The sequence below is a fragment of the Mucilaginibacter lacusdianchii genome (genome assembly GCF_009770985.1).
Taxonomy (GTDB): domain Bacteria; phylum Bacteroidota; class Bacteroidia; order Sphingobacteriales; family Sphingobacteriaceae; genus Mucilaginibacter; species Mucilaginibacter lacusdianchii.
This window is the reverse complement of the sequence record NZ_WSRW01000002.1, coordinates 1,467,877-1,493,302: the sequence shown is the minus strand read 5'-3', so window position 1 is coordinate 1,493,302 and position 25,426 is coordinate 1,467,877. Positions and strand designations below refer to the sequence as shown.

The following is a 25,426-nucleotide window of genomic DNA, read 5'->3' as shown; positions in this document are numbered from 1 at the left end:
GAAGCAGTAGTCAATGGACAAACACGAATGACCATAACACACAGGGAAGAGTTGCGCCCTAACGTGAAGGGCATTCTATTGTTTATTTCTACCCCATCTCCGAAAGCATACCAAAACGTAAGGAGCATTAATTTTTATTAATGTTTAACCCAAAGTTTATGCGTATGCTCAAAAACAACCTCGGCTACCCCCGTATGGGCAGCCACCGACAACTCAAAAAAGCCTGCGAGCAATATTGGTCGGGCAAAATTACCAGGGACGAGCTTAACCAAGCCGCCCGTAAAATTAAAGAAGAAAACTGGCAGCTACAGGTAAATGCTGGTATTGATCTGGTGCCTTGTAACGATTTTAGTTTTTACGATCAGGTGCTGGATATGAGCCTGCTGTTAGGCGCTATTCCAGCCCGTTACACACCCGTGCTGTCTACCGTAAAAACCAATCAGGAAATTGACCTGTACTTTGCCATGGCACGCGGTTACCAGAAAGATGGACTGGATATTACCGCCATGGAAATGACCAAGTGGTTTGATACCAACTACCACTACATTGTGCCCGAGTTTACGGTCAATCAGGAGTTTCGCATTTTTTCAGAAAAGATATTTGCAGAATTCAACCATGCCAAGCAAATTAGCGGAAAAGCAGCTAAGCCGGTATTGTTAGGTCCGGTGTCTTATCTGTTATCCGGTAAGGAAAAAGAAGCTGGTTTTGAAAAGATTGATCTAATCAAAAAACTGGTTCCGGTTTATATCGAGATCATTAACCGGTTAAAAATACACGGTGCCGAGTGGATCCAATTGGATGAACCTTACCTGGCTTTAGATTTAAGTAAAAAAGAAAAAGAAGCGCTGGTATATACTTACGGCGAAATTGCCCGTCGGTGCGGAGGTATTAAAATTTTGGTAGCCACTTATTTCGATGCATTGCTGGATAATACCCAACTGGCGGTAAATTTACCAATTGCTGCTCTGCATATTGACTTGGTACGTGCTCCCGAGCAATTAGACGAAATACTTGCTTTAGTGCCCGAAAGTCTGAGCTTGTCATTAGGTGTTATTGATGGCCGCAACGTGTGGAAAAATGATTTCAAAAAGTCATTAGCCCATATTACCAAGGCGATTGGTGTTGTGGGTACCGAGCGTATCATGATTGCGCCGTCATGCTCGTTGTTGCATACGCCGTTCGATCTGGATCAGGAAACCGAAATCTACCCCGAAATTAAAAACTGGATGGCCTTTGCCAAACAAAAGCTGCAAGAAGTAAATGCCCTTTATCAAATTGTAAATGGCAATACCGATTTGTACCATGCCAATCAGGAAGCTATTACAGCCCGTCAGTTTTCTGCCTTAACTAATAATGCGGCGGTTAAAGCCAGGGTAGAGGGTATTACCGATGCTGATGCACAGCGCAAAAGTGCTTTCCCAGTTCGTCAGCAATTACAACAAGAGCGGTTTAAGCTGCCATTGTTTCCAACTACTACCATCGGCTCGTTTCCGCAAACGGATGATATACGTCAGTTGCGTGCTCAACTGAAAAAAGGTGAACTGACCCAGCAAGAGTACGATACAGCCATCGAAAAAGCTACCATCGATTCTATTCATCTACAGGAGCAAATTGGTATTGACGTATTGGTGCATGGCGAATTTGAGCGTAACGATATGGTGGAGTACTTTGGTGAACAGCTGGACGGGTACCTGTTTACCAAAAACGGCTGGGTGCAAAGCTATGGCAGCCGCTGCGTAAAGCCGCCGGTTATTTACGGCGATGTAAGTCGGCCTAAAGATATGACCGTGCGTTGGAGTAACTTTGCACAGCAGCAAACTGATAAGCCAATGAAAGGTATGTTAACCGGACCCATCACCATTTTACAATGGTCGTTTGTACGGGATGATCAGCCACGGTCAGTTACCGCTAACCAAATCGCTTTAGCCATACGTGACGAGGTAGTAGCCTTAGAACAGGCAGGCATCGGCATCATTCAGATAGATGAACCGGCCATTCGCGAAGGATTACCACTACGCAAAGCCAACTGGCCAGCCTATTTAAATTGGGCGGTTAAAGCGTTCCGTATATCGGCTAGCGGTGTGCAGGATGATACCCAAATACACACGCACATGTGTTATAGCGAGTTTAATGATATCATTGAAAATATAGCCGCTATGGATGCCGATGTGATTACCATTGAAACCTCACGTTCGCAAATGGAGTTGTTGGAAGCGTTCAGTGATTTTGAGTATCCGAACGAGATTGGCCCAGGTGTGTATGACATCCACTCGCCACGTGTACCGTCTGTTGAAGAGATGGTCGACCTGCTCGAAAAAGCAGCCACATCATTACCTGCACAGAACATATGGGTAAACCCCGATTGTGGTCTTAAAACCCGCAAATGGCCCGAAACCATCGCTGCTTTGCAAAACATGGTAGATGCTGCCAAACAGGCACGTGAAAAACTGGCCGAGCCGCAAACTGCATAAAGTTATCTATACCTATCCTTATCCAAACAAAAAACGCCGTTGCTTTTGGCAACGGCGTTTTATATAAGCTACTTAAATTAATTAAGCTTGCACTTGTTGTTTGCGGATGATGTTTAACGCACCACCTGCTTTAAACCACTCAATTTGTTGTGCATTGTAAGTATGGTTTACAGCGAATGAATCTTCTGAACCATCTTTGTGATGCAACACTACGGTTAACTGTTTGCCAGGGGCAAATTCAGTTAAACCTTTGATGTCGATAACGTCATCTTCCTGAACTTTATCGTAATCGGCAGTATCAGCAAAAGTGATACCCAGCATACCTTGTTTTTTCAGGTTGGTTTCGTGAATACGCGCAAATGATTTTACCAGGATGGCACGAACGCCTAAGTGACGTGGCTCCATCGCAGCGTGCTCGCGTGATGAACCTTCACCATAATTCTCGTCGCCTACAACGATTGAACCGATGTTGTTGGCTTTATAATCGCGCTGAGTAGCCGGAACCGGACCGTACTCGCCGGTCAGTTGGTTTTTAACGCTGTCAGCACTGTTGTTAAAGTAGTTGATGGCACCAATCAGCATGTTGTTACTGATGTTATCCAAATGACCACGGAATTTTAACCATGGACCGGCCATTGAAATATGGTCAGTAGTACATTTGCCTTTAGCTTTAATTAACAGTTTTAAGCCGGTAATGTCGGTACCTTCCCACGCTGCGAATGGCTCTAATAATTGTAAGCGAGAAGATTTTGGATCAACCTTAACGTCTACCTGGCTGCCGTCTTCGGCTGGGGCCTGGTAACCTGCATCTTCAACAGCAAAGCCTTTTACCGGTAATTCAATACCCAGTGGCTCGTCTAATTTCACTTGCTCACCATTTTCGTTGGTCAGCGTGTCGGTTAACGGGTTAAAGGTTAAATCACCGGCAATAGCAAACGCAGTTACAATTTCAGGTGATGCCACGAATGCGTGTGTATTCGGGTTACCATCCTGGCGTTTTGCAAAGTTACGGTTGAATGAAGTGATGATGGCATTTTTACGGGTAGGATCATCTGTATGACGAGCCCACTGACCGATACAAGGGCCACAAGCGTTAGCTAATACTACACCGCCAATTTGTGCAAAAGTATCTAAATAACCATCACGCTCAACAGTGTAACGTACCAGTTCTGAACCTGGTGTTACAGTGTATTCAGCTTTAGTTTTCAGGTTCTTATCAGTAGCCTGTTTAGCAATAGATGCCGCACGGGTAATATCTTCGTATGATGAGTTGGTACAAGAACCAATCAAACCAACTTCCAGCTCGGTAGGCCAGCCGTTTTCTCTAACTGCGGTAGCAAATTTAGAGATTGGCCAAGCTAAATCGGGTGTAAACGGACCGTTTACATGTGGTTCTAGTTCGCTCAGATTAATTTCGATAACCTGGTCAAAGTATTGTTCAGGTGTTGCATAAACTTCAGCATCACCAGTTAAGTGTTCTTTAATGGCGTCAGCAAGGTCGGCAATATCTTCACGTTTAGTACCACGCAGGTAAGCTGCTGCTTTTTCGTCGTAACCGAAAATAGAGGTAGTTGCACCAATTTCGGCACCCATGTTACAGATAGTGCCTTTGCCTGTTGCAGATAATGACTGTGCACCTTCGCCAAAGTATTCTACAATAGCACCGGTACCACCTTTTACAGTTAAGATACCAGCTACTTTCAGGATAACATCTTTTGCAGAAGCCCAACCAGATAATTTACCGGTTAAGTGAACACCAATCAGTTTAGGAAATTTAAGCTCCCAAGGTAAGCCAGCCATAACGTCGCAGGCATCAGCACCACCCACACCAATTGCAATCATACCTAAACCGCCGGCGTTAGGCGTGTGCGAGTCGGTACCAATCATCATGCCACCTGGGAATGCATAGTTTTCCAGCACTACCTGGTGAATAATACCAGCACCTGGTTTCCAGAAACCGATACCGTATTTATCCGATACAGATGAAAGGAAATCGTAAACTTCTTTGTTAATATCTTTAGCAGTTGATAAATCTTCCGCCGCGCCAACTTTAGCCTGAATTAAGTGGTCACAATGTACAGTTGAAGGCACAGCCACCTGCGGGCGACCAGCTTGCATAAATTGCAGTAACGCCATTTGTGCAGTTGCATCCTGCATCGCAACGCGGTCAGGTGCAAAATCAACGTAATCCACACCACGTGCAAAAGCTTGTTTTGCTTCGCCTTCAGAAAGGTGGGCGTATAAAATTTTCTCGGTTAAAGTTAAAGGTTTGCCTGTAGCTTTACGGGCAGCCTCGCTGCGGCTGCTGTAACGCTCATACACCTTTTTGATCATATCTAAATCAAAAGCCATTGTATTGATTTTTAGGTGGTAAAAATGAACTATTCGAGTTCGAGAACCCTAAAAGGGTGAACGCCGCGAATGTACGAAATTTAACGCCCAAATGGTAGCTCTGGTTTTAGTAAACGTTATTTAGATTTGTTATGAATAGTAGGCGGTTGTAGGGGGATTACTGCTTTTAGAATAAACTGGAGGATATATGTATTCATACTGACATTAATCTTTTCAATCAATATATTGATTGAAAAGATTAATCAGGATTATTGTAATCTACTTTACTTGTAAAGACATCACATCAAAATGCCCAACAAAATACGTATAGCGCCAACCCCCAGTGGATACCTGCACTTAGGTAATATCCTATCGTTTGCTTTAACGGCTGCGTTGGCTGAGCGGGTAGATGCCCGCATACTGCTGCGTATTGATGATATGGACCGCCAGCGTGCCAACTCGGCGTATGTGCAGGATATTTTTGATACCCTCAATTTTTTAGAAATACCCTGGCACGAAGGGCCGCGCACCTTACAAGAGTTTGAAAGCGAATGGTCTCAGATTCACCGTATGCCGTTGTATCAACAGGCTTTAGAGCAGTTATTACAAACCGAACAAGTATTTGCCTGCAACTGTTCGCGCTCACAAATACGAAGTCTGAGTATTGATGAAAGCTACCCGGGTACCTGCAGCCATGAAGCAGTGCCGCTGGACGGTAGTGAAGTTAACTGGCGCATAACTACGCCAAGGTATTCGGAAATACAGATACAGCTTTGGCCACAAGGCAATCAATCTGCCAAGTTGCCTGCCTTGATGCAATATTTTGTAGTGCGAAAAAAAGATGGTTTCCCCGCTTACCAATTAAGCTCGCTGGTAGACGACGTGCATTTTGGTATCACCCACATTGTACGCGGTGTTGATTTGTTACCATCCACCTTAGCGCAGGTGTATCTGGCACAGATACTAAGGGCTGATAGCTTTACGCAGGTGCAGTTTTACCATCATGGTTTACTGATGGGGGCCGATCAGCAAAAGCTATCTAAATCGGCCGGTGCTACTTCTATCCGTTATTTGCGTGAGCAGGGATACAAACCAGAGCAAATTTACCAGCAGATTGCAAACCTAACAGGAATAGATGAGTTGGTTACCAATTGGCGGCAATTAGCTGAGGTCGTTTTCCATAAACGGATATAAATGCTTAGTTTATTTAGTATGATACTTATTTCTTTTTAGTTAAAACAAATATCGCTTGGGTAACTTCTTTAAAATAAAAAAGATACGTAATGAAAGTGTTAGTATTAAACCAAAAGAAGTATATTTTACAGGTATTTGTATTGCTTTTGAGTTTGTCTGTTGTATCCTGCTCTAAAAAGGTTGCTTTTATAAACTCAACCGTGGTTCCGGCGGCACAAGGCAAAATTACTATCGATAAAGATGACAATAACAACTATACCATCAATATCAACATTGGCCGGCTGGCAGAAGCGTCAAGGCTAACACCTCCCAAAAAAGCTTACGTGGTTTGGATGGAAACTGAAAGCAGTGGTACCAAAAACTTAGGTCAGTTAAGAAGCGAAAGCGGTTTTTTTACCAATTCCCTAAATGCATCTTTAAGAACGGTTACTCCTTTTAAACCAAAACGTGTTTTCATTACAGCCGAAGATGAAGTTAATATCCAAAATCCAGGTTCTCAAGTTGTTCTAACAACTAAGTCGTTTTAACGGCTGAAAGTTAATTTACAAACAGCTCATGAACCTTTACCGGTATAATTAACTAACTAATTGTACCGGTGAAGGGTTGCTTTTATTAACAGGCTGTAACTTATTATGCAAATATGCCATTGGCCTGCGTTAAAATAACAGGCATGCCCGACGTTACCATAATAGTATGCTCATGCTGGGCTACATAGCCGCCTTTGTTGCCGGTAAGTGTCCATTTGTCGGCACCGGTATCGGCCCAGGTAGATTTAGTTGAAATGAATGTTTCAACGGCTACAATGCTGTTTTTTTTAAAACGGGCGGTGTTAAACCGCTCATAATAATTCAGAATATCATGAGGCTCTTCGTGCAAGCTGCGGCCTACGCCATGGCCGGCTAAGTTTTTAATAACGGTATAACCCCGTTTAGCCGCTTGCGTTTGAATAAGCTTACCGATGTCGGCTATTTTAACGCCTCCGCGTATTTGGTTCAATGCAGTTTCCAAAATTTCTCTGGATGCAGTAACTAAAGGCTGATGATTGTTGATATCCTCACCTAATACAAATGAGCCACCATTATCGGCCCAAAAACCGTTCAACTCGGCAGATACATCTATGTTAATTAAATCCCCTTCTTTCAGAATTACATCTGCTGATGGGATGCCGTGTGCAACAACGTTGTTAATGCTGATACATGTGTATCCCGGAAAGCCGTAAGTAAGCTTAGGGGCCGATTTGGCACCCATTTGAGCTAACAACTGACCGCCGTACTCATCAAGCTCTTGGGTAGTTATGCCCGGTTTGCAGTATTCGCGCATGGCCTTTAGTGCCAGTGCAACACAGTCGCTTATTTGTTGCATTCCAAGTAATTCGGCATCTGAAGTAATAGACATAGTTGAATATTTTTGAACAAAGGTAAACAATTTAGGTGCCAGCAATACGCTTGCAGCTATATGATGGAGTTATAAGATAATTAATCAATGATTTTAAATAAGTAGATTTAAGCAGGCAGCTTCTCAAACCTAAATCCTGCCTTGCTCCAAGCCTCCAAAGCTTTGGGTAATACATACTCTAACCGGTTAAATGCTTTCAGGCTGTCATGAAATACTACAATAGCGCCATTGCTTGTATGTTTCAATACGCCTTTCAGGCACTCTTCGGGCTTCAACGACATATCAAAGTCTCCACTCAGTACATCCCACATAATAATCTGCAAATCGGGCCGGGCTGCTTTGAGTAATTTAATTTGTGAGCGTTTAATACGGCCATATGGTGGACGAAACAACGATGTGTTCAATAACTCATCAGCCAATAAAAAGTTATCCCGATAAATTACATCGTCGGTTTTCCAGCCCCTCAGGTGGTTAAAAGTGTGGTTACCTATAGCATGACCGTCGGCTTGTACATATTTAAATATATCGGGGTGTTTTTCTACGTTATCACCTATGCAAAAAAAAGTAGCCTGTGCATGGTACTGCTTCAGGGTTTTTAACACAAAAGGTGTAACTACCGGAATAGGGCCATCATCAAAGGTTAAATAAATAACCGGCTCATTCCGGTTGAGGTTCCAGGTAAGTTGCGGATATATTTGTTTAAGCAGCCAGGGCGTTTTAACCACGTACATGCACAAATAAAGCAAAAAAATATCAGGTAGCGTTTAATTACAAAGCTGTGCTTTAAAGTAATAAAATTAGTTAACGCAATTAATTTTAACGTCCGCTTTTTGGCCATGTATAAATTGCGCTGATTACACGCCTACTTGTGCTATTATTTTTTTTACTTTGCTGTGCCGGAAATTTATTTAACTGCACCGGCAGAGACGGATATTGCATGCAAGAAGCGCAAAATAATAAGATACTGGTAGTAGGAGGGGGCAGTTGGGCCACCGCTAATATTAAAATGTTAACGGATAACACCACTCAAAAAGAAGTTTTTTGGTGGATGCGCAATACACAGGCGGTAGAAGACCTGCAAAAATTCAGACATAACCCTAATTACCTCAGCTCGGTTGAAATTAAATTGCCGCCCGAAAATATCTCTACCGATTTAAAATCACTGCTACAGCAAGCAGACATGGTGCTGTTGAATGTGCCCGCCGCCTTTTTGAAAGAAGCCTTGTCTGACGTAACCCCAGCGGATATGGCCGGCAAAAAAGTAATATCTGCCATAAAAGGTATTGTGCCTGATGAGAATTTAATTATAGGTGAGTTTTTGCATAAATATTATAATGTATCCTTTCAGGACTTTTTGGTGATTAGCGGACCTTGCCATGCGGAAGAAGTAGCCCTCGAAAAGTTATCTTACTTAACTATTGCGTCGCAGGACACGGAGCTGGCAGCTCATTTTGCCGGTATGCTGAGTACACGGTATATTAAAACCATTGCATCCGACGATATTTATGGTACCGAATATGCCGCCGTATTAAAAAATATATATGCCGTGGCCAGTGGCATTTGCCATGGTGTGGGATATGGTGATAATTTTCAGGCTGTACTAATCTCTAATGCCATTCGTGAAATTAAGGATTTCGTAGATGCGGTGCACCCTATAGACCGGGATATTAAAGAATCGGCATATCTGGGCGATTTGCTGGTAACGGCCTATTCTCAGTTTAGCCGTAACCGTACTTTTGGTAATATGATAGGCAAAGGTTATACGGTAAAATCGGCACAGTTGGAAATGAATATGATAGCCGAGGGATATTATGCAGTAAATTGCCTACACCAGATAAATAAACAATACATGGTAAATATGCCTATTTGTGAGGCTGTATACGGTATTTTATATAAAAAACGTTCTCCAATACTGGAAATGAGACGTTTGGCAGAACAATTGAGTTAGTATCTAAAATAAGGAAACTAATTTCAATTGAAACCATGAAAAACGTATTAAAAATAGGGATACTGGCAGCCGGCTTATTTGCCGCTGTGCATACCGAAGCTCAAGTAGTAAAAAAAACTGAAAAGGCAGTAAGCAAAGGCGCCAAAGCTGTAGGTAACGGTGTAAAAACCGGCTACAAAGCAACCAAAAAAGGCGTTAAAACAGGCGCACGTAAAACTTCAGAAGTAGCATCTAAGGGTGCATCAGCTGTGGTTGATAAAAAATATGATGGTAAAGTAGGGCCAGGCGGTCAAACTATATATATTGATGACCATTCAGCTTATTACTACGTTAACAAAAAAGGTAAACGCGTTTACGTAAAAGAGTCAGAACTGGTAGTTAAACCATAATATATTGACAAGCGCCTGCCTGGCAGGCGCAACTTTTCTTATTAATTACCATGAAAAACTTTGCCTTGATATTTGTACATGTTGCCTGTGCATTTATCCTGTTTATGGCCGCCTGCTCTGATACTGGAAAAAGTAATTTAAAGGGCGATTGGCATACGCAAGACGGTAGTACCCGCTTGCGCATTACCGATAAACAATTTGTATTATTAAGTGAATCGGATGTGCCGGAGGATTATTTTTTGAAAGGCGACACTATTTTTACTTCGTTTGAAGGCAGCCAGCCTTACACCCGCTTTGTAATTCAAAAGTTAGATGATCACAGCTTGAAGCTGCTTTACCCCGATTCTGTAAGTATTGATTTTGTTAGATAAAACAAAAGCCTCCCCGAAGGAAGGCTTTGCTAACTAAACTAAAACTAAACTTTGCTTCATATAAATGAAGCTGAAAAACTATTACTTAAAACCGTTTCCGGCGTTCGCCACGATCTTCGCGACGTTTGCCTGAAAAATCGCGGAACCCTGAGCCACTGCGCTCATTGCCGCGGGTGTTACCACCCTCACGACGGTTACCACCATCTCTGCGATCGCCACCGCCTTCACGTTTCTTGTTAGACCATCCACCGCGGCTTTCGTTACGGTCACCATCGGCAGAAATTTCAATTCTTACCTGGCGGCCTTTAAATTCAGCCGATTTGAAAGCGTTAAATGCCTGATCTACATCGGCGTTAGGTACTTCGATGAAAGAGTAAACACCTTTTACGTCTATTTTACCAATGTTACGGCCAACTAAGCTGGTTTGGTTGCAGAAGTAACCCAGCAAATCGCCGCGGCCAAAACCATCAACCGAACCTAAGTTGATAAACAGACGGGTAAAATCTGCGCGCATACCTGTACGCGGGAATTTTTCGTTGCTATCACGACCGGCACGTGTATCTTCCGGTACATTCAAATCAGGTGCGTTTTTATAGTATTCTAAGAAGCTGTTAAACTCGATAGATGCAAAACGCTTAATTAAATCTTCTTTGCTCAGATCAGCAAACTCGTCCATAATGCGCGGAATGTACTGCTCAATTTGCTGTTCATTCACTTCAACATTATGTACTTTATGTATCAAACCAAAAAGTTGTTTTTCGCAAACATCAAAACCGGTTGGTATTTCGGCTTTAATGAATTTTTTGCCAATAACACGCTCAATCTGGCGGATTTTACCAATCTCTTTTGAGTTGATGATAGAAATAGATACACCTGTTTTACCGGCACGGGCGGTACGTCCGCTACGGTGGGTGTAGTTCTCAATTTCATCAGGTAATGAATAGTTAATAACGTGTGTAACGTCGTTAACGTCAATACCACGGGCAGCTACGTCGGTTGCAATAAGCAATTGCAAGCTGCGCTCACGGTAACGTTTCATTACTTTGTCGCGCTGTTGTTGCGATAAGTCACCGTGCAACGAGTCGGCATTGTAGCCGTCTTTAATCAGCGCTTCGGCGATTTCCTGAGTTTCAATTTTGGTACGGCAAAATACGATACCAAAAATCTCAGGGTTAAAATCTACAATACGTTTAAATGCTGCATATTTATCACGGGCACGTACAATGTAGTACTCATGTTCAATGTTGGCATTACCAGTATTTTTCGCACCCATAGTTAACTCATACGGGTCGGTCATATACTTTTTAGAAATGCGGCGAACTTCGCTTGGCATAGTGGCCGAAAACAGCCAGGTTTTTTTATCCTCGGGCGTAGTGGATAAGATACTATCAATGTCTTCCTGAAAGCCCATGTTGAGCATTTCATCAGCTTCATCCAATACTACATATTGTACCTGCGAAAAATCAATAGCCTTGCGGTTGATAATATCGAGCATACGGCCCGGTGTAGCAACAACAATCTGTACGCCACGTTTAATTTGGCGTAATTGGTCTGAAATACTGGCGCCTCCGTAAACAGCCACAACATTTACGTTGCTCATGTTTTTAGAGTAGTTTTTCAGATCATTGGTGATTTGTAAACAAAGTTCACGTGTAGGGCACAATACCAGTGCCTGTGGATAATTTTCTTCAAAATCCAGCAGTTCCAATAATGGTAAGCCAAAAGCAGCAGTTTTTCCGGTCCCGGTTTGGGCTAATCCGACAAAATCGTTGCTGCCTGTTAACAATACCGGAATTGACTGTTCCTGGATTGGCGTAGGATTTTCAAATCCTAACTCAGTGATGGCATTAACAATATCATGACGGATTCCCAGTTCAATAAATGGGTTGTTCATGAATTAAAATAACGTATTTAGCTACATTGCTAAATCGGGTGCAAAAGTAAGGATTTTAATTGGCTTTTCGAATGCGTAAATTAAAATGAGATTTGGGTGATGAATATAAAGCTTGAATTAAATGTAATATATTTACATACAATAGCTTAAATCTACATCATGAAAATTTTAGGAACCTTTTTATTGGGCGCACTATGTACAATATTAGTATTTGAAGCTTCGGCACAAAGCGCAAAATCGCCATTTGACACCACCATGTATGGCCGAAATGCCAAAGTGGGACGATACTTGAATACCCGCGGATTTAAAATGTATTACGAAGTATACGGCAAAGGCGAACCGTTACTGATTATTCATGGTAATGGTGGTTCTATAAATAACTTTTTATACCAGATACCTTATTTTGCTAAGAACTATAAAGTAATATTGGCTGACAGTCGGGCGCAGGGTAAATCGGTAGATAACAGCGATTCATTGAGTTATGAAATGATGACTGATGATTTAAATGCTTTGCTGGATAGCCTGCACCTGAAACAGTGCTATGTAATTGGCTGGAGCGACGGTGGTATCAACGGATTACTAATGGCTATCCGGCATCCTGATAAGGTGAAAAAACTGGCCGTTACCGGTGCTAACTTATGGCCCGATACTACCGCAGTTGACCCGGCAGTGTACCGCATGGTAATGCAACAGAACAAGATGATGGATGACTCACTGAGAAAGATGAAAAGCCCGCCGGCAGGGTTTAAGAACGCCCGCAAATTAATGCACTTGCTATCGTATGAGCCGCATATAAAAGTAGAACAACTCAAAACTATCAGTTGCCCTACACTGGTGATAGGCGGCGACCATGATGTGCTGCTGCCGCAGCATACCATGCTTATTGCACAATCTATCCCAAAATCATATTTGTGGATTTTACCCAACTCGGGCCATTCAACCCCGATCTTTTATAAGGATGATTTTAACAAAACAGTGGCCGATTTCTTTAAAAAGCCTTACCGGGTAATTGCTGGTGAGGGGCGCTTTAACTAGCGTAGCCTATCAGCCGAGCGAACCAGTGCCTCGTCCTTTTTTATAGCGCGGATAGCTAAAAATATCAACAATATACCCAGTGGTGGTAAAAACATGCCTACACCAAAATTGTCTGATTTTAATACCACGCCTGCCGCTTCTTCAGTAGCGTTTTTAACGGTTTGCGCCATCCAAAAGCTATAGCCCAATATCACCAAAATAGCGCTGTAGCACAAAGCAACTTGCTGCTTGCGGTTGCGATATAAAAAGATGATGGCCAAAGGCAAAAGAGCAATAACAGCCAACACCGCGGTAAGTGCTACAAACGAGCTGACATGCTGCTGTGCACCATTAACGTCCTGAAAGAGGCCGGTTATTTTGATAGAGGTTGGCTTACCGCCGATGTAAACATTATTAGCCAGGGTTACCATATATAAGGCAAACAGTGCCAGGCTGGCAAAAAACAGGTATATACTTTGTACGCGTTGTAACATAATTGATTAATTAGCACGGCAAATATAAAATTGTTTGGCAAATTATAAATTGAGCATTGTTAAGGGTTTGCTACCTTTGTAATGTGTCTCAATATCAACGATACTTTTTAGAACTGACTTATGAGGGTACACGCTACCACGGTTGGCAAATACAGCCAAATGCTGTAACCGTACAGCAAAAGTTGAATGAAGCACTGGCCATACTGTTACGCCACCCTGTTGAAACCACAGGTGCCGGACGAACGGATACCGGTGTACACGCTCGGCAATTATTTGTGCATTTTGATTATCCTGATAGCCTGAAAGCTATTGATCTTGTACGGTTCGAGGCTGGCATTAATGCACTGTTGCCTATTGATATTGCTGTTAAACGCGTCACTCCTGTACATCCCGATGCCCATGCGCGTTTTGATGCTATAAAGCGATCATACGAGTATCATATTCATTTTCATAAAAATCCGTTTAAAAACAACTACTCCTGGTTATTAAAAGGAAACCTGGATGTGGAGGCTATGAACCAAGCCGGGCAAATTATTATGGAGTACACTGATTTTAGCTGCTTTAGTAAATCAAACACTCAGGTAAAAACCAATAACTGCAAAGTGACCCGTGCAGAGTGGGTGCAAACTGGTGATGGACTGGTGTTTTACATATCGGCCGACCGGTTTTTGCGTAATATGGTACGGGCCATTGTAGGAACCTGCCTGATGGTTGGTCGCCATGAAATAGAGCCTGATGGTATCCGTCAAATCATCGAAAGCAAAAACCGCAGCAATGCCGGAACATCTGTGCCTGCCTGCGGGTTATACTTAACGGAAGTAAAATATCCTTATTTATAATTCATCAAGAATTATCATCTCAAACAACAGTGAGAGATGATAATGGCAAAGTAGAGTGACAAACAAAATCAAGCATTCCGTCATTCCATAAATTATTAAGTAAACAAATGTCTCAAGTAACCGGAAAAGCCATAGATTGGAAGCTGCTGTTGAGGATAATGCATTACGTAAAGCCGTACCGCACTACGTTTATTATAGCAGCTTTCCTTACCATATTTGTAGCCGTTATTGCCCTGGCGCAGCCTATCCTGATGGAAAAGGCAATGGACGATTACATTGTGACCAATAATTATAACGGTTTAGTATTTATTGTTGGTTTGATGATTGTTCAGTTGGTGGTACAAACCATCACACAGTATTACCAAACTTACCTGACCAACGCCCTCGGGCAATCTGTAATACGCGATTTGCGGATTCATGTGTTTAATCATATCATCAGTCTGCGCCTAAAGTACTTCGACCGTACGCCTATCGGCATGCTTATTACCCGTACGGTATCTGATTTGGAAACCATTGCCGATATTTTTTCGGAAGGTTTGATATCCATCATGGGCGACATGCTGCTTTTGATATCCATCATTATTTATATGTTGTCGAAGGATTGGAAGCTAACGATGATTACCTTAATTCCAATCCCTTTTTTGCTGGCCGCTACATACATATTTAAAGAAGCTATCAAATCGTCTTTTCAGGAAGTGCGCACCCAGGTAGCACAACTCAATACCTTTTTACAGGAGCATATCTCGGGCATCAGCATCATCCAATACTTTGCCCGCGAAGACCAGGAGATGCGTAAGTTTAAAGAAGTGAATGTTAAATATCGTGATGCCAACATCCGGTCTAACTGGTATTATTCCATCTTTTTTCCGGTAGTTGAAATATTTATGGCGCTGTCTATCGGTCTACTGGTTTGGTATGGTTGCAAACGCATCCTTACTGATCAGCAAATGGCGGATATGTCGGCATCACATAAAGGCATTACCCCCGGATTGATCATCGCCTTTATTGCCTTGCTTAACCTATTGTTCCGCCCGATACGCCAACTGGCCGATAAATTTAATACCCTGCAAATGGGCATGGTTGGAGCCGACCGTATTTTTAAGGTACTGGATACCGACGAGGTGGTAGTGAATGATGGCAAAGTAAAAAGTGGTGCCTTGCGTGGCGAAATTGTGTTTAACGAAGTATGGTTTGCTTATAACGATGACAACTGGGTGTTGAAAAATATAAGCTTTGCCGTAAAGCCTGGCGAAACTTTGGCGCTGGTAGGTGCCACTGGTGCCGGTAAATCATCTACTATTAACATCCTAAACCGTTTTTACGAAATAGGGCAGGGCCAAGTAACCGTAGATGGCGTAAATATTAAAGATTATGAATTGAATTATCTGCGATCACAAATTGCCACCGTAATTCAGGATGTTTTTCTTTTCTCAGATACCATTGCCAATAATATTAGTCTGAACAATCCGTCTATAACTCGTGAACAAATTGTGGCCGCTGCTAAAAACGTGGGTGCGCATGAATTTATTGAGCGCTTACCGGGCGGCTATGATTATAATGTAATGGAGCGCGGCGCCACCTTATCGGCTGGCCAGGCGCAGTTAATTTCGTTTGTACGGGCGTTGGTTTATAACCCGGCTATTCTGGTTTTAGACGAGGCTACATCATCTGTAGATACCGAAACCGAGCTGCTGATCCAAAACGCTATTGATAAGCTAATGCAAGGCCGTACTGCCATTGTAATTGCTCACCGGTTATCCACCATCCAGAGCGCCGACAAAATCATTGTGCTTGATCATGGTGAGATCAAGGAAATGGGTACCCATCAGGAATTGCTTCGTATCGAGAATGGTTATTATCGTAAGTTATACGATTTGCAGTTTAATTCGGCTGGGATTGAGCGGTAGAGGGAACGTGTGTTGTTTGGCTCTGCTATTTATTTTTCAGGTTTGTGTTGTTTGAACTTATTGCAGTGGTCATTTACTTACTTCGTCTGCTCATTGCCGCAGGGGCTAGTTCTTTTGTCATAGCTACAAAAGAACCAAAAAAGCCTAGCTGTTGCGATCACCTATCTGCCCGCAAGGCCGTCGCTGGCCCGGGCGCAACAGCGGGCCTTTGCGCTTCTTTTTGCTTTTATCCTCTTCTTTTCATTTAACATAAAGCACTGCCAGAACAAGACCTCAAAAAGTCGGCATTCAGCTTTTCCGGGTACCATTGCCTTAAGTTGAAGTACTGGCAGAATATAGGAAAAGGTGCGGCCGAGAGGTTTCTTTTTGGTTACTTTTTCTTTTCCGGCAAAAGAAAAAGTAACATCCACAGGCTGTGGTATAATTACTTAACCCATCCTAACAGGGCGCAACCAGAAGTCAAAGCACTAACAAAAGTATATAGAAAAGCCCTTAGCTATTAACTAAGGGCTTTCAAATATCTATTAATGGATACCTCTAAATATCCTGCTCCAACGTATCTTGTGTAGGAAGGACGCGTTATCATCCCAACTCATCCAGATAAATAAAGCCTTACCTACAATGTGATCTTCGGGCACAAATCCCCAGAAACGTGAATCTAATGAATCGTGGCGGTTATCACCCATCATCCAGTAATAATTCATTTTAAAAGTATAGCTAGTGGCTTTTTGGCCGTTGATGTAAATATCATTGCCTTTAGTCTCCAGCTTATTGCCTTCATAAACGGTGATAGCGCGCTTGTAAACAGGTAGCGTTAAGCTGTCTAATTTAACCGTCCAGCCTTTTTTAGGGATCAGGATAGGGCCAAAGTTATCCTGGTTCCACTTACGATAATGCGGATCATTTGGAAACACCGGCTGACTGTAAATATCTACCGAATCTTTTGGCGCCAAGTTAGGTTTGATTGACGTAATGCTTGAAAAGCCTCTCAGTTTATCAGCCGACTCTTTGGTCATCGTAGGATTAGCAAAACCATCATAATATGAGATTTTTAATTGCTCTAAAATCAATGGATTCAGCTGCTCACCGTTGGTTGTAATCTTATAATCAATTTGGCTTTCTGGTGGATTTTCATTCGCTTTGCCATTTACAAAAACCTGCCCGTCAACAATCTTTAACGTGTCGCCGGGTGCGCCCTGGCAGCGTTTAATGTAATTTTCGCGCTTGTCAACCGGCCGGTAGTAAGGCGAGTCGGCTTCCATAGGCCAGTTAAACACCACCACGTCACCTTTTTTAACTTCGCTTAAACCCGGCAAACGGTAATAAGGCAGTTTAACGCCATCCCAATAAGCCTTAGTACCTAATACAGGCATGGTGTGATGGGCAAATGGAAAGGCAATTGGTGTCATGGGGGTACGGGCACCGTAGTTCACCTTGCTTACAAACAAAAAGTCGCCTACCAGCAGTGATCGCTCCATAGACGGGGTTGGTATAGTATACGCTTCAATAAACAGCGTACGGATAAGCGTAGCAGCAATTACCGCAAATAAAATAGCATCTACCCACTCGCGGGTGGTGCTTTTTTTCTTTTTAGGCTCGCCCTGTTTTTTATTCCAGAATTTCCAGTTCATGTAATGTTAATCTCGTATAATAACTTGTAATCAGGCACTAAAGTTAAACATATCTGTTACCGGATAGCAGCCTTTTTTATCTTTTATCCATTCGGCCGCTAGTACTGCCCCCAAGGCAAAGCCGTTGCGGTTGTGTGCCGTATGTTTAAATTCTATGGTATCTACTTCCGAATCATAAATAACGGTATGGGTTCCAGGTACATTTTCAATGCGTAACGACTCAATCAGCAACTCATTATCGCGCTCGTTAACATTGCTGTCTGCATCATCTGTATCGCTTACCAGCGCCTTGGTCCATTCGGTTTTAACATCCAGGTTTTCAATAATGCCTTCGGCAATGGTGATGGCTGTGCCGCTGGGCCAATCCAGCTTTTGCGTGTGATGAATTTCTTCTACCTGTACACCGTAATACGGATAGTTGTTCATCACTTTGGCCAGCATTTTATTGATGTGAAAAAACACATTAACGCCTACACTAAAATTGGTACCGTATAAAACAGCGCCGCCGGTTTGCTCGCACAATTGCTTTACTTCGTCCAAATGGTCATACCAACCGGTTGTACCCACTACTATCGGCACACCAGCTTCCACACAAGTTTTGATGTTATTAAAAGCGGAGTCGGGGGTGCTAAACTCAATCACCACATCTGCCTGGCGCAGGTTGTCGGCGGTTAGTTCATGGGTATTATCTTTATCAATTTTTAATACAATTTCGTGCTTACGGTCAAGAGCCATCTTTTCGATGATTTTGCCCATTTTGCCATAGCCTGATAATGCGATTTTCATGAATACAGTTTATAATTAGCTTTAACAGTAAGCGCTTGCGCCCTATACTACCAGCCTTATTTAAAATTTAAAGAAACTTTTAAAACGGGTGTAAATGTACTACTAAAATTGGAAGCGTAAGCCGTGTTGTTATTTAGTAAGCCCGGCGTGATTTTTAGTCCCAAGTCATTATCCATCGTATAAGAATGCTTAAACTTGGCATCGATATAAGCATCAACCATTTGTATGCCCCAGGCAGCAACCGTTCCTAAAATACTTAACTGAAAGTTACGCAGATTGGCATTTTTAGCATCTACCAACGCCTGATAAGAGACATTTGATGATAAGGCTTGATACTCTTTTAGGTACTTGCCGCCGTATTGTGAGTTAATTTGATCAACGGTTAATCCATCGCGCTTGTAGATGGCCATTTGCAGGTACTGCCTATAATACCGGTGATTGAATTCAAGAGCCAAACCAAGTCCGCCTAATCCTGCATAAATTAAGGGTACTTTCCACCATTTGCCATTATAAACTTGCCCCCAGCCTGGTATCATGGCCGAACGGCGAACAGCCAATCCTGGGCTATGCGTACTATCGGGGCGATAAATTTTTACTTTAGACGGCTTGGGTGCAAAAGGTTTTAAAGGTTTTGCTTTAGCCGAGTCACGCTTACTATTTAGACGGCTCAGGCTATCGGCAGCCGTTTTTACCTTAACCGTATCAGGGCCTTGAGCCGCAGCACGAAAGGTCACAGCTAAAAACAAACCTATGAGTAGTAACAACCTGCCCATTTTACCAATCCAGCATTTCGAGGATACGGCCCAGATCATCTTCCGACATAAACGGAATTTCGATGCTGCCGGCACCTTTGTTGCCTACTTTAACTTTTACTTTAGTGCTAAACTTAGATGCCAGATCGTCCTGAATTTTCTGAACCTGGAAAGAAATTGGCTCTGGTTTTTTGCCTTCCTTTTTTACCGGCGCTTTTTGCAAATCGCGCACCATCTCTTCTACCTTACGTACCGACAAGCCCTGTTGTAAAATCAATTGATGAATGTACAACTGCTTGGTTGGGTCAGTTACGTTGATTAAAGCACGTGCATGCCCCATGCTGATGTCGCCATCGCGAATAGAGGCTTGTATGCTGGGCGGTAGTTTAAGCAACCGCAGGTAATTAGTAACGGTAGACCGGTTCTTACTTACCCGTTCGCCAAGTTCATCCTGCTTCAGGTTACATTCTTCCAGCATACGCTGAAAGCTTATGGCAACTTCCATAGCATTCAGATCTTCGCGCTGAATGTTTTCTATCAACGCCATTTCCAGCAATTGCTGGTCGTTAGCGGTGCGTATATAAGCCGGAATGGTAGTTAAACCGGCACGTTTTGAGGCACGCAAACGGCGTTCGCCGGATATCAGCTGGTAAGCATGTGCATTTACACGCCGTACGGTAATAGGCTGAATAAGGCCTTGCACTTTGATGGATTCAGCCAGTTCATAAAGGCTTTGTTCGTCAAAATCAGTACGGGGCTGAAATGGGTTTATTTCAATTTCAGAAATACGTATCTCACTTATGGCCCCCAAGCTGTTGCCAACCGTTTCGGCTGCTACAGGCTTTTGTTGCCGGTGCGGTGCTACCTCGGCTGTATCATTTAAGAGGGCGCTTAACCCTCTGCCTAGTGCTTTCTTTTTGTCTACGCTCATTTAATTAAACAGCTACGGTATTTTCGTGGCCGGATGGTTTCAATAACCCATTTTTTCTAATAATCTCGCGGGCCAGGTTCAAATAGTTAACAGCGCCTTTACAGGTAGCATCGTGCATAATTACCGATACACCAAAGCTTGGCGCCTCGCTAAGGCGGGTGTTGCGCTGTATAATGGTATCAAATACCAAATCTTCAAAGTGCGTACGCACCTCTTCAACCACCTGGTTTGACAGGCGCAGGCGCACGTCATACATCGTTAGCAAAATACCTTCGATGTCCAGCTGCGGGTTAAGGCGGTTCTGTACAATTTTGATAGTATTTAACAGCTTGCCCAAACCTTCCAATGCAAAATATTCACATTGTACCGGTATAATTACCGAGTGAGCAGCGGTAAGGGCGTTAATGGTAATTAAGCCCAGTGATGGCGAGCAGTCGATGATGATAAAATCATAATTGGGGCTCACCTTTTCCAACACGTCACGCATTTTGTATTCGCGGTCGGTAAGGTTTATCATTTCAATCTCGGCACCTACCAGGTCAATATGCGCTGGTAGCAAATCCAGATTGGGTGTTTCCGTTTTTTGTATGGCATCATTAGGGTCAATCTGGTTAATGATGCACTCATAAATACTGTTTTTAATGGTGCGCGGATCAAAACCAATACCCGAGGTTGAGTTAGCCTGCGGATCGGCATCCACCAATAAAGTCCGGTATTCCAGCACGGCTAAACTTGCCGCCAGGTTGATAGAAGAAGTGGTTTTACCCACACCGCCTTTTTGATTAGCTAACGCAATTATCTTACTCATTTTTATATACTCCAAATATTACAACACATCCCTATTACCGGTATAGCCAAAAGTAAAGGTAAAATTTAATACTTTCGCACGCTTAATCCGGGGGCTAAAGATACGAAATTAAACAATTGGCAACCCCGCCTGTTGCGCTAACTTATAAACAATATTAAGATGATTACCATCATTGCAGGCACCAATCGTCCTGATAGTTCAACTCTAAAGTTATCAAAATATTATCAGAGATTGTTGCTGAATAAGGGTTTGGAAGTGAATTTATTTTCGCTGATGGATTTACCTGCCAATTTTATACAAACGGATATGTTTGGCAAGCGTAGCGAAGCGTTTGTGCCTATGCAGCAAATGGTAGCCGATACGCAGAAGTTTTTATTCGTTATACCCGAATACAATGGCAGCTTTCCGGGAGTGTTGAAAGCTTTTATTGATGCCTGCGATTTTCCAAATAGTTTTTATGATAAAAAAGCAGCTTTGGTGGGCCTTTCGTCAGGTAAGTATGGCAATATTAGGGGTATAGAGCATTTTACAGGCGTGTGCAATTATATGCATATGCACATCATGCCGCTAAAAATACATATTCCGGCTATACATAAAGAGTTGGACGAAGAAGGAAATCTACACAAAGCGGATACTTTAAAATTTGTGAACGAGCAGATAGAAAAATTTGTAAAATATTAAGTTTTGTGTAAGAAAAGCTTGTAAACAAATACTTACAAACAATAGTGATAGCTATGAGGTTGTGGTTTCAGTAAACATATACTGCTACCATGAGAAACATAAACTGGATATATGGCCTTGCCGTATCGGCAACGATACTTGCCAGCTGCTCTTCCAAAAAGAAACCAGACCCGAAACAGGCCGATACCGTAAGTGTTAGTACGGGCGATACGGTACATTTGCCACCGCCTTATCAAACCAAATCTACCACGGTTTTTTGTGAACTGATTGGCTGGCCTAAAGACACTTTACCCAAAGCGCCTAAAGGTTTTAAAGTTAGTTTGTATGCTGATAAACTGGATAACCCTCGCAACCTTTATGTAGCACCTAATGGCGATGTGTTTGCAGCGCAGGCTACTACCGAAGCCAATGGCACTACCGCTGTTAAAAATGCGGTTAGCGGTAAAAGCAAGTCGCAAAATATGGGTAAAAGCGCCAACAATATCATCATTTTCCGCGACTCGAACGGTGATGGTGTAGTAGATAACAAAGGCGTTTTCCTGAGTGGTTTAAAACAGCCTTATGGCATGACCATAGTAGGACGGTATTTTTATGTAGCTAACACTGATGGCCTATGGCGCTACCCATACACTCCTGGTGATACCCGTATTACCAAACCTGGCGAACGTATTGTAAAATTACCAGCTGGCGGTTACAATAACCACTGGACACGTAACCTGCAGGTAAGTCCGGATAGTACCAAGATATATATTGCAGTTGGTTCGGGCAGCAACGTGGCGGAACATGGTATGGCTAACGAAGCTCGTCGCGCCGATGTGTTAGTCGTTGGATTGGACGGTTCTAACGAAAAAATATATGCTAGCGGTTTACGTAATCCGGCAGGTATCGATTTTCAGCCAGGCACTAATGTGCTGTGGGCAGCCGTAAACGAACGTGATGAACTGGGCGACGAACTGGTGCCTGATTACCTGACCAGCGTTAAAGAAGGCGGCTTTTACGGCTGGCCATACGCTTACTTTGGCCAGCATGAAGACCCGCGCCGAAAAGGCGAACGCCCTGATTTGGTTAAAAAAACTATAGTGCCTGATGTACCATTGGGTGCACACACAGCATCATTAGGGTTGGCTTTTTATGACGGTGATAAATTCCCGGCTAAGTATAAAAACGGTGCGTTCATCGGCCAGCATGGGTCGTGGAACAGCTCTAAACTGGTGGGTTATAAAGTTATGTTTGTACCTTTTACCAACGGCAAACCAGGCAAACCTGAAGATTTTTTAACTGGCTTTATTGCCGATCCGGCTACCAGCCAGGTACATGGACGCCCAGTTGGTGTAGCAGTAGCTAAAGACGGTGCCCTGCTGGTAGCTGACGATGCGGGAAATACTATTTGGCGGGTAAGTGCAGAAAAGTAATTTTGCATAAACGCAGCAGTATAATTTTTAGCTAAAAACAAACATAGCCCTTCAAACAAAAGGGCTATGTTTGTTTTGTATATCCAACGCATGATAAAATTTTACACCGCCTTATTGTTGGGCTTTTCTTTTACACAGGTACAGGCTCAGCATCGTACAGATACTTTACACAACGATACAACCAAACGCTTAAAAGAAGTTACCGTACGTGCTTATCTATCGGAGCGGCCAGTATTGCGCATTCCTGCTTCAGTAGGCGTTTTAGGTGTTAATCAGTTGGCATTGCAACCCAGTAACTCGCTGGTAAGCGCATTAAATACTTTGCCGGGTATACGCATGGAAGAACGTACGCCGGGCAGTTACCGTTTATCTATTCGCGGCAGTTTGTTGCGCTCGCCTTATGGCGTTCGGAATGTGAAGATTTACTTTGATGAAATACCTTTAACAGATGCCGGCGGTAATACTTACCTGAATGCACTGGACATTACCAGCTTACATAGCCTCGAGGTTTTAAAAGGGCCAGATGGCAGTTTATTTGGTGCCAACTCTGGTGGTGTGGTATTGCTCAATCCTATCAATCGTTATACCGATAGCACTTCGGTAAGTTTGGGTGCCAATGCCGGCTCGTACGGTTTGTTTCACCAAAATGCAGCTATCCATCACCGATGGAGCAACAACGAATTAAATATCAATCAGGCCTACCAAACGTATGATGGCTACCGCGACCATAGTTACATGCAACGGCATTACATTCAGCTGGCCGATCGCTATTACTACGGCAACCAAAACCAGTTAAAAGCTTTGGGCTTTTACTCTGATTTAAAATATCAAACCCCCGGCGGACTAATGCTGGCGCAATATCAGGCTAATCCACGGGCCGCCCGTCCGGCTACACCGGCCGTTTTAGGAGCCATAGACCAAAACATTGGCATCAGTACCAAAATGCTGTTTGGCGGATTAGTGAATGAAGCTCATTTGACCGATCGTATTCGCAATGTGGCTACCATATTTGGTAGTCGTGTTGATTTTGCCAACCCTTTTATTACCAATTACGAGCAGCGCAAAGAGAATACTTATGGCGGCCGCACTTACTTTGAATTGAACGGACTGCCTTCCTCAACTATCGATTGGAAATTTAACCTGGGTGCCGAATGGCAGCAAACTAATGCTGATATCAATAATTATGACAATAACCGGGGTGTAAAAGCTAACCCACAGGCGCTTGACGAGGTAAATACCAACCAGCACTTCTTCTTTGCACGCTACGCCGCTACTTTATTTAAGCGATTGGATGTAGAAGCAGCGCTGAGTTTAAACTATTATCAATACAAGTTCCGCAATATTTTTCCGCTTAATCAATCGGGCTTTAATACACGCAATTTTTCGGCGGAGTTAATGCCGCGTATTGCCATGTCATACCAAATTAATCAGGATTTTATTTGGCGGGCGTCTGTAAGTCGAGGTTACTCGCCGCCTACCATTGCCGAGGTGCGCCCAAGCAACAATATAGTCAACACCGATTTACAGGCTGAAACCGGCTGGAACTATGAGACCGGTTTTCGGCTGCGTAACCGTGACGAAAGTATTTTACTGGATGCGTCGGTATTTTACTACCGCTTAACCAATGCCATTGTTAACCGTCGTAATGTTAACGAAACCGACTTCTTTTTAAATGCCGGTGGCACTAATCAGCCGGGGGCAGAGGTAAACTTTATGGCCTGGATTATTCGCCAACGTACTAATGGCTTTATCCGCGGCTTACAATTTAACGAAGCCTTTACCTACAACAAGTTCAAATTCAGAGATTATACCGCTTTAGGCAACAACTACTCAGGCAACCAAGTAACCGGCACGCCTCGGCAAGTCATCGTCAGTAGTTTACAACTCAGATTACCGCAAACTATTTACTTTTTTGTGCAACACAACTACACCAGCCGCATACCGGTTAACGATGCCAATACAGTTTACGCCGGGCATTACAATCTGGTACAGGCTAAGGCTGGTTGGCAGCCATTTACGGGGCGTAAGTATAAGTTAGAGATTTACGCAGGGGCTGATAACCTACTTAATGAACATTACAGCCTGGGCAATGATTTGAATGCGGTAGGTAACCGATATTATAATCCGGCGCCTATGAGAAATTACTATGCCGGATTTAATGTGATGTTTTAGGTCTTA

The 25,426-nt window shown here is 43.1% G+C and carries 22 protein-coding genes; 12 read left to right on the top strand and 10 right to left on the bottom strand.

What is annotated here, in order from left to right:
- Positions 1-164 precede the first annotated feature (164 nt).
- Positions 165-2,471: a 5-methyltetrahydropteroyltriglutamate--homocysteine S-methyltransferase gene (gene metE / locus GPM24_RS13460; RefSeq protein ID WP_158827369.1), complete on the top strand. Its 2,307-nt coding sequence runs from the start codon at positions 165-167 to the stop codon at positions 2,469-2,471.
- Between the two features lie 81 nt (positions 2,472-2,552).
- On the opposite strand, the gene GPM24_RS13455 is transcribed toward metE, so the two are convergent.
- Positions 2,553-4,823 (bottom strand): aconitate hydratase, encoded by a 2,271-nt coding sequence (locus GPM24_RS13455; RefSeq protein ID WP_158827252.1) that lies wholly within the window; start codon positions 4,821-4,823, stop codon positions 2,553-2,555.
- A 288-nt stretch (positions 4,824-5,111) separates the two neighbouring features.
- On the opposite strand from GPM24_RS13455, the gene GPM24_RS13450 reads away from it, so the two are divergent.
- The gene (locus GPM24_RS13450) at positions 5,112-5,996 is read left to right on the top strand and encodes a glutamate--tRNA ligase family protein (protein ID WP_158827251.1); all 885 of its coding nucleotides are present in this window, start codon (positions 5,112-5,114) and stop codon (positions 5,994-5,996) included.
- Between the two features lie 89 nt (positions 5,997-6,085).
- Positions 6,086-6,523, top strand: a complete 438-nt coding sequence (locus tag GPM24_RS13445) for a hypothetical protein (RefSeq protein WP_233268827.1) — start codon at positions 6,086-6,088, stop codon at positions 6,521-6,523.
- 103 nt (positions 6,524-6,626) lie between these two features.
- Here the strand turns inward: GPM24_RS13445 and map are convergent, their stop codons facing one another.
- Both map and GPM24_RS13435 read right to left on the bottom strand, forming a co-directional pair.
- Positions 6,627-7,391, bottom strand: a complete 765-nt coding sequence (gene map, locus GPM24_RS13440; protein WP_158827250.1) for a type I methionyl aminopeptidase — start codon at positions 7,389-7,391, stop codon at positions 6,627-6,629.
- A 107-nt stretch (positions 7,392-7,498) separates the two neighbouring features.
- Positions 7,499-8,122 (bottom strand): polysaccharide deacetylase family protein, encoded by a 624-nt coding sequence (locus GPM24_RS13435; protein ID WP_158827249.1) that lies wholly within the window; start codon positions 8,120-8,122, stop codon positions 7,499-7,501.
- Positions 8,123-8,328: 206 nt separating this feature from the next.
- Here GPM24_RS13435 and GPM24_RS13430 point away from each other — a divergent pair, with 206 nt between their 5' ends.
- From GPM24_RS13430 to GPM24_RS13420, 3 genes are read left to right on the top strand one after another with little or no spacing between them, the layout of a single operon-like run.
- Entirely contained in the window at positions 8,329-9,339 is a 1,011-nt protein-coding gene (locus GPM24_RS13430) for an NAD(P)H-dependent glycerol-3-phosphate dehydrogenase (protein WP_158827248.1), read from the top strand.
- Positions 9,340-9,374: 35 nt separating this feature from the next.
- Positions 9,375-9,728, top strand: coding sequence for a hypothetical protein (locus GPM24_RS13425; RefSeq protein WP_158827247.1), 354 nt, complete (start codon positions 9,375-9,377; stop codon positions 9,726-9,728).
- 50 nt (positions 9,729-9,778) lie between these two features.
- On the top strand, positions 9,779-10,099 hold the full coding sequence (locus tag GPM24_RS13420) for a hypothetical protein (RefSeq protein ID WP_158827246.1): 321 nt from the start codon (positions 9,779-9,781) through the stop codon (positions 10,097-10,099).
- A gap of 85 nt (positions 10,100-10,184) precedes the next feature.
- Here GPM24_RS13420 and GPM24_RS13415 read toward each other — a convergent pair whose 3' ends face one another.
- Entirely contained in the window at positions 10,185-11,993 is a 1,809-nt protein-coding gene (locus GPM24_RS13415) for a DEAD/DEAH box helicase (RefSeq protein WP_158827245.1), read from the bottom strand.
- A gap of 159 nt (positions 11,994-12,152) precedes the next feature.
- Between GPM24_RS13415 and GPM24_RS13410 the strand changes: the two genes are divergently transcribed.
- On the top strand, positions 12,153-13,028 hold the full coding sequence (locus GPM24_RS13410; RefSeq protein ID WP_158827244.1) for an alpha/beta fold hydrolase: 876 nt from the start codon (positions 12,153-12,155) through the stop codon (positions 13,026-13,028).
- Here GPM24_RS13410 and GPM24_RS13405 read toward each other — a convergent pair.
- A complete protein-coding gene (locus GPM24_RS13405; RefSeq protein WP_158827243.1) occupies positions 13,025-13,501 on the bottom strand; it encodes a DUF4293 domain-containing protein in 477 nt (158 codons plus the stop codon). The two genes, GPM24_RS13410 and GPM24_RS13405, sit on opposite strands and share 4 nt — an antisense overlap.
- A gap of 83 nt (positions 13,502-13,584) precedes the next feature.
- Between GPM24_RS13405 and truA the strand changes: the two genes are divergently transcribed.
- Positions 13,585-14,340 carry a tRNA pseudouridine(38-40) synthase TruA gene (gene truA, locus GPM24_RS13400; RefSeq protein ID WP_158827242.1) on the top strand — a complete coding sequence of 252 codons (756 nt, stop codon included), beginning with the start codon at positions 13,585-13,587 and terminating at the stop codon, positions 14,338-14,340.
- Between the two features lie 107 nt (positions 14,341-14,447).
- Positions 14,448-16,247 (top strand): ABC transporter ATP-binding protein, encoded by a 1,800-nt coding sequence (locus GPM24_RS13395; protein ID WP_158827241.1) that lies wholly within the window; start codon positions 14,448-14,450, stop codon positions 16,245-16,247.
- Between the two features lie 524 nt (positions 16,248-16,771).
- Here the strand turns inward: GPM24_RS13395 and lepB are convergent.
- From lepB to GPM24_RS13370, 5 genes are read right to left on the bottom strand one after another with little or no spacing between them, the layout of a single operon-like run.
- Positions 16,772-17,878, bottom strand: coding sequence for a signal peptidase I (lepB, locus tag GPM24_RS13390; protein ID WP_158827240.1), 1,107 nt, complete (start codon positions 17,876-17,878; stop codon positions 16,772-16,774).
- 30 nt (positions 17,879-17,908) lie between these two features.
- Positions 17,909-18,664, bottom strand: a complete 756-nt coding sequence (gene dapB / locus GPM24_RS13385; RefSeq protein ID WP_158827239.1) for a 4-hydroxy-tetrahydrodipicolinate reductase — start codon at positions 18,662-18,664, stop codon at positions 17,909-17,911.
- A gap of 56 nt (positions 18,665-18,720) precedes the next feature.
- Positions 18,721-19,437, bottom strand: a complete 717-nt coding sequence (locus GPM24_RS13380) for a DUF5683 domain-containing protein (RefSeq protein ID WP_158827238.1) — start codon at positions 19,435-19,437, stop codon at positions 18,721-18,723.
- A 1-nt stretch (position 19,438) separates the two neighbouring features.
- Entirely contained in the window at positions 19,439-20,347 is a 909-nt protein-coding gene (locus tag GPM24_RS13375) for a ParB/RepB/Spo0J family partition protein (RefSeq protein WP_158827237.1), read from the bottom strand.
- 4 nt (positions 20,348-20,351) lie between these two features.
- The gene (locus GPM24_RS13370) at positions 20,352-21,155 is read right to left on the bottom strand and encodes a ParA family protein (RefSeq protein WP_158827236.1); all 804 of its coding nucleotides are present in this window, start codon (positions 21,153-21,155) and stop codon (positions 20,352-20,354) included.
- A gap of 159 nt (positions 21,156-21,314) precedes the next feature.
- Here GPM24_RS13370 and GPM24_RS13365 point away from each other — a divergent pair, with 159 nt between their 5' ends.
- The 3 genes from GPM24_RS13365 to GPM24_RS13355 all read left to right on the top strand — a co-directional run bounded on the left by GPM24_RS13365 (position 21,315) and on the right by GPM24_RS13355 (position 25,420).
- The gene (locus GPM24_RS13365) at positions 21,315-21,836 is read left to right on the top strand and encodes an NADPH-dependent FMN reductase (protein ID WP_158827235.1); all 522 of its coding nucleotides are present in this window, start codon (positions 21,315-21,317) and stop codon (positions 21,834-21,836) included.
- Positions 21,837-21,925: 89 nt separating this feature from the next.
- Positions 21,926-23,248, top strand: coding sequence for a PQQ-dependent sugar dehydrogenase (locus GPM24_RS13360; RefSeq protein ID WP_158827234.1), 1,323 nt, complete (start codon positions 21,926-21,928; stop codon positions 23,246-23,248).
- Positions 23,249-23,338: 90 nt separating this feature from the next.
- Positions 23,339-25,420: a TonB-dependent receptor gene (locus GPM24_RS13355; protein ID WP_158827233.1), complete on the top strand. Its 2,082-nt coding sequence runs from the start codon at positions 23,339-23,341 to the stop codon at positions 25,418-25,420.
- The last annotated feature ends 6 nt before the right edge of the window (positions 25,421-25,426 follow it).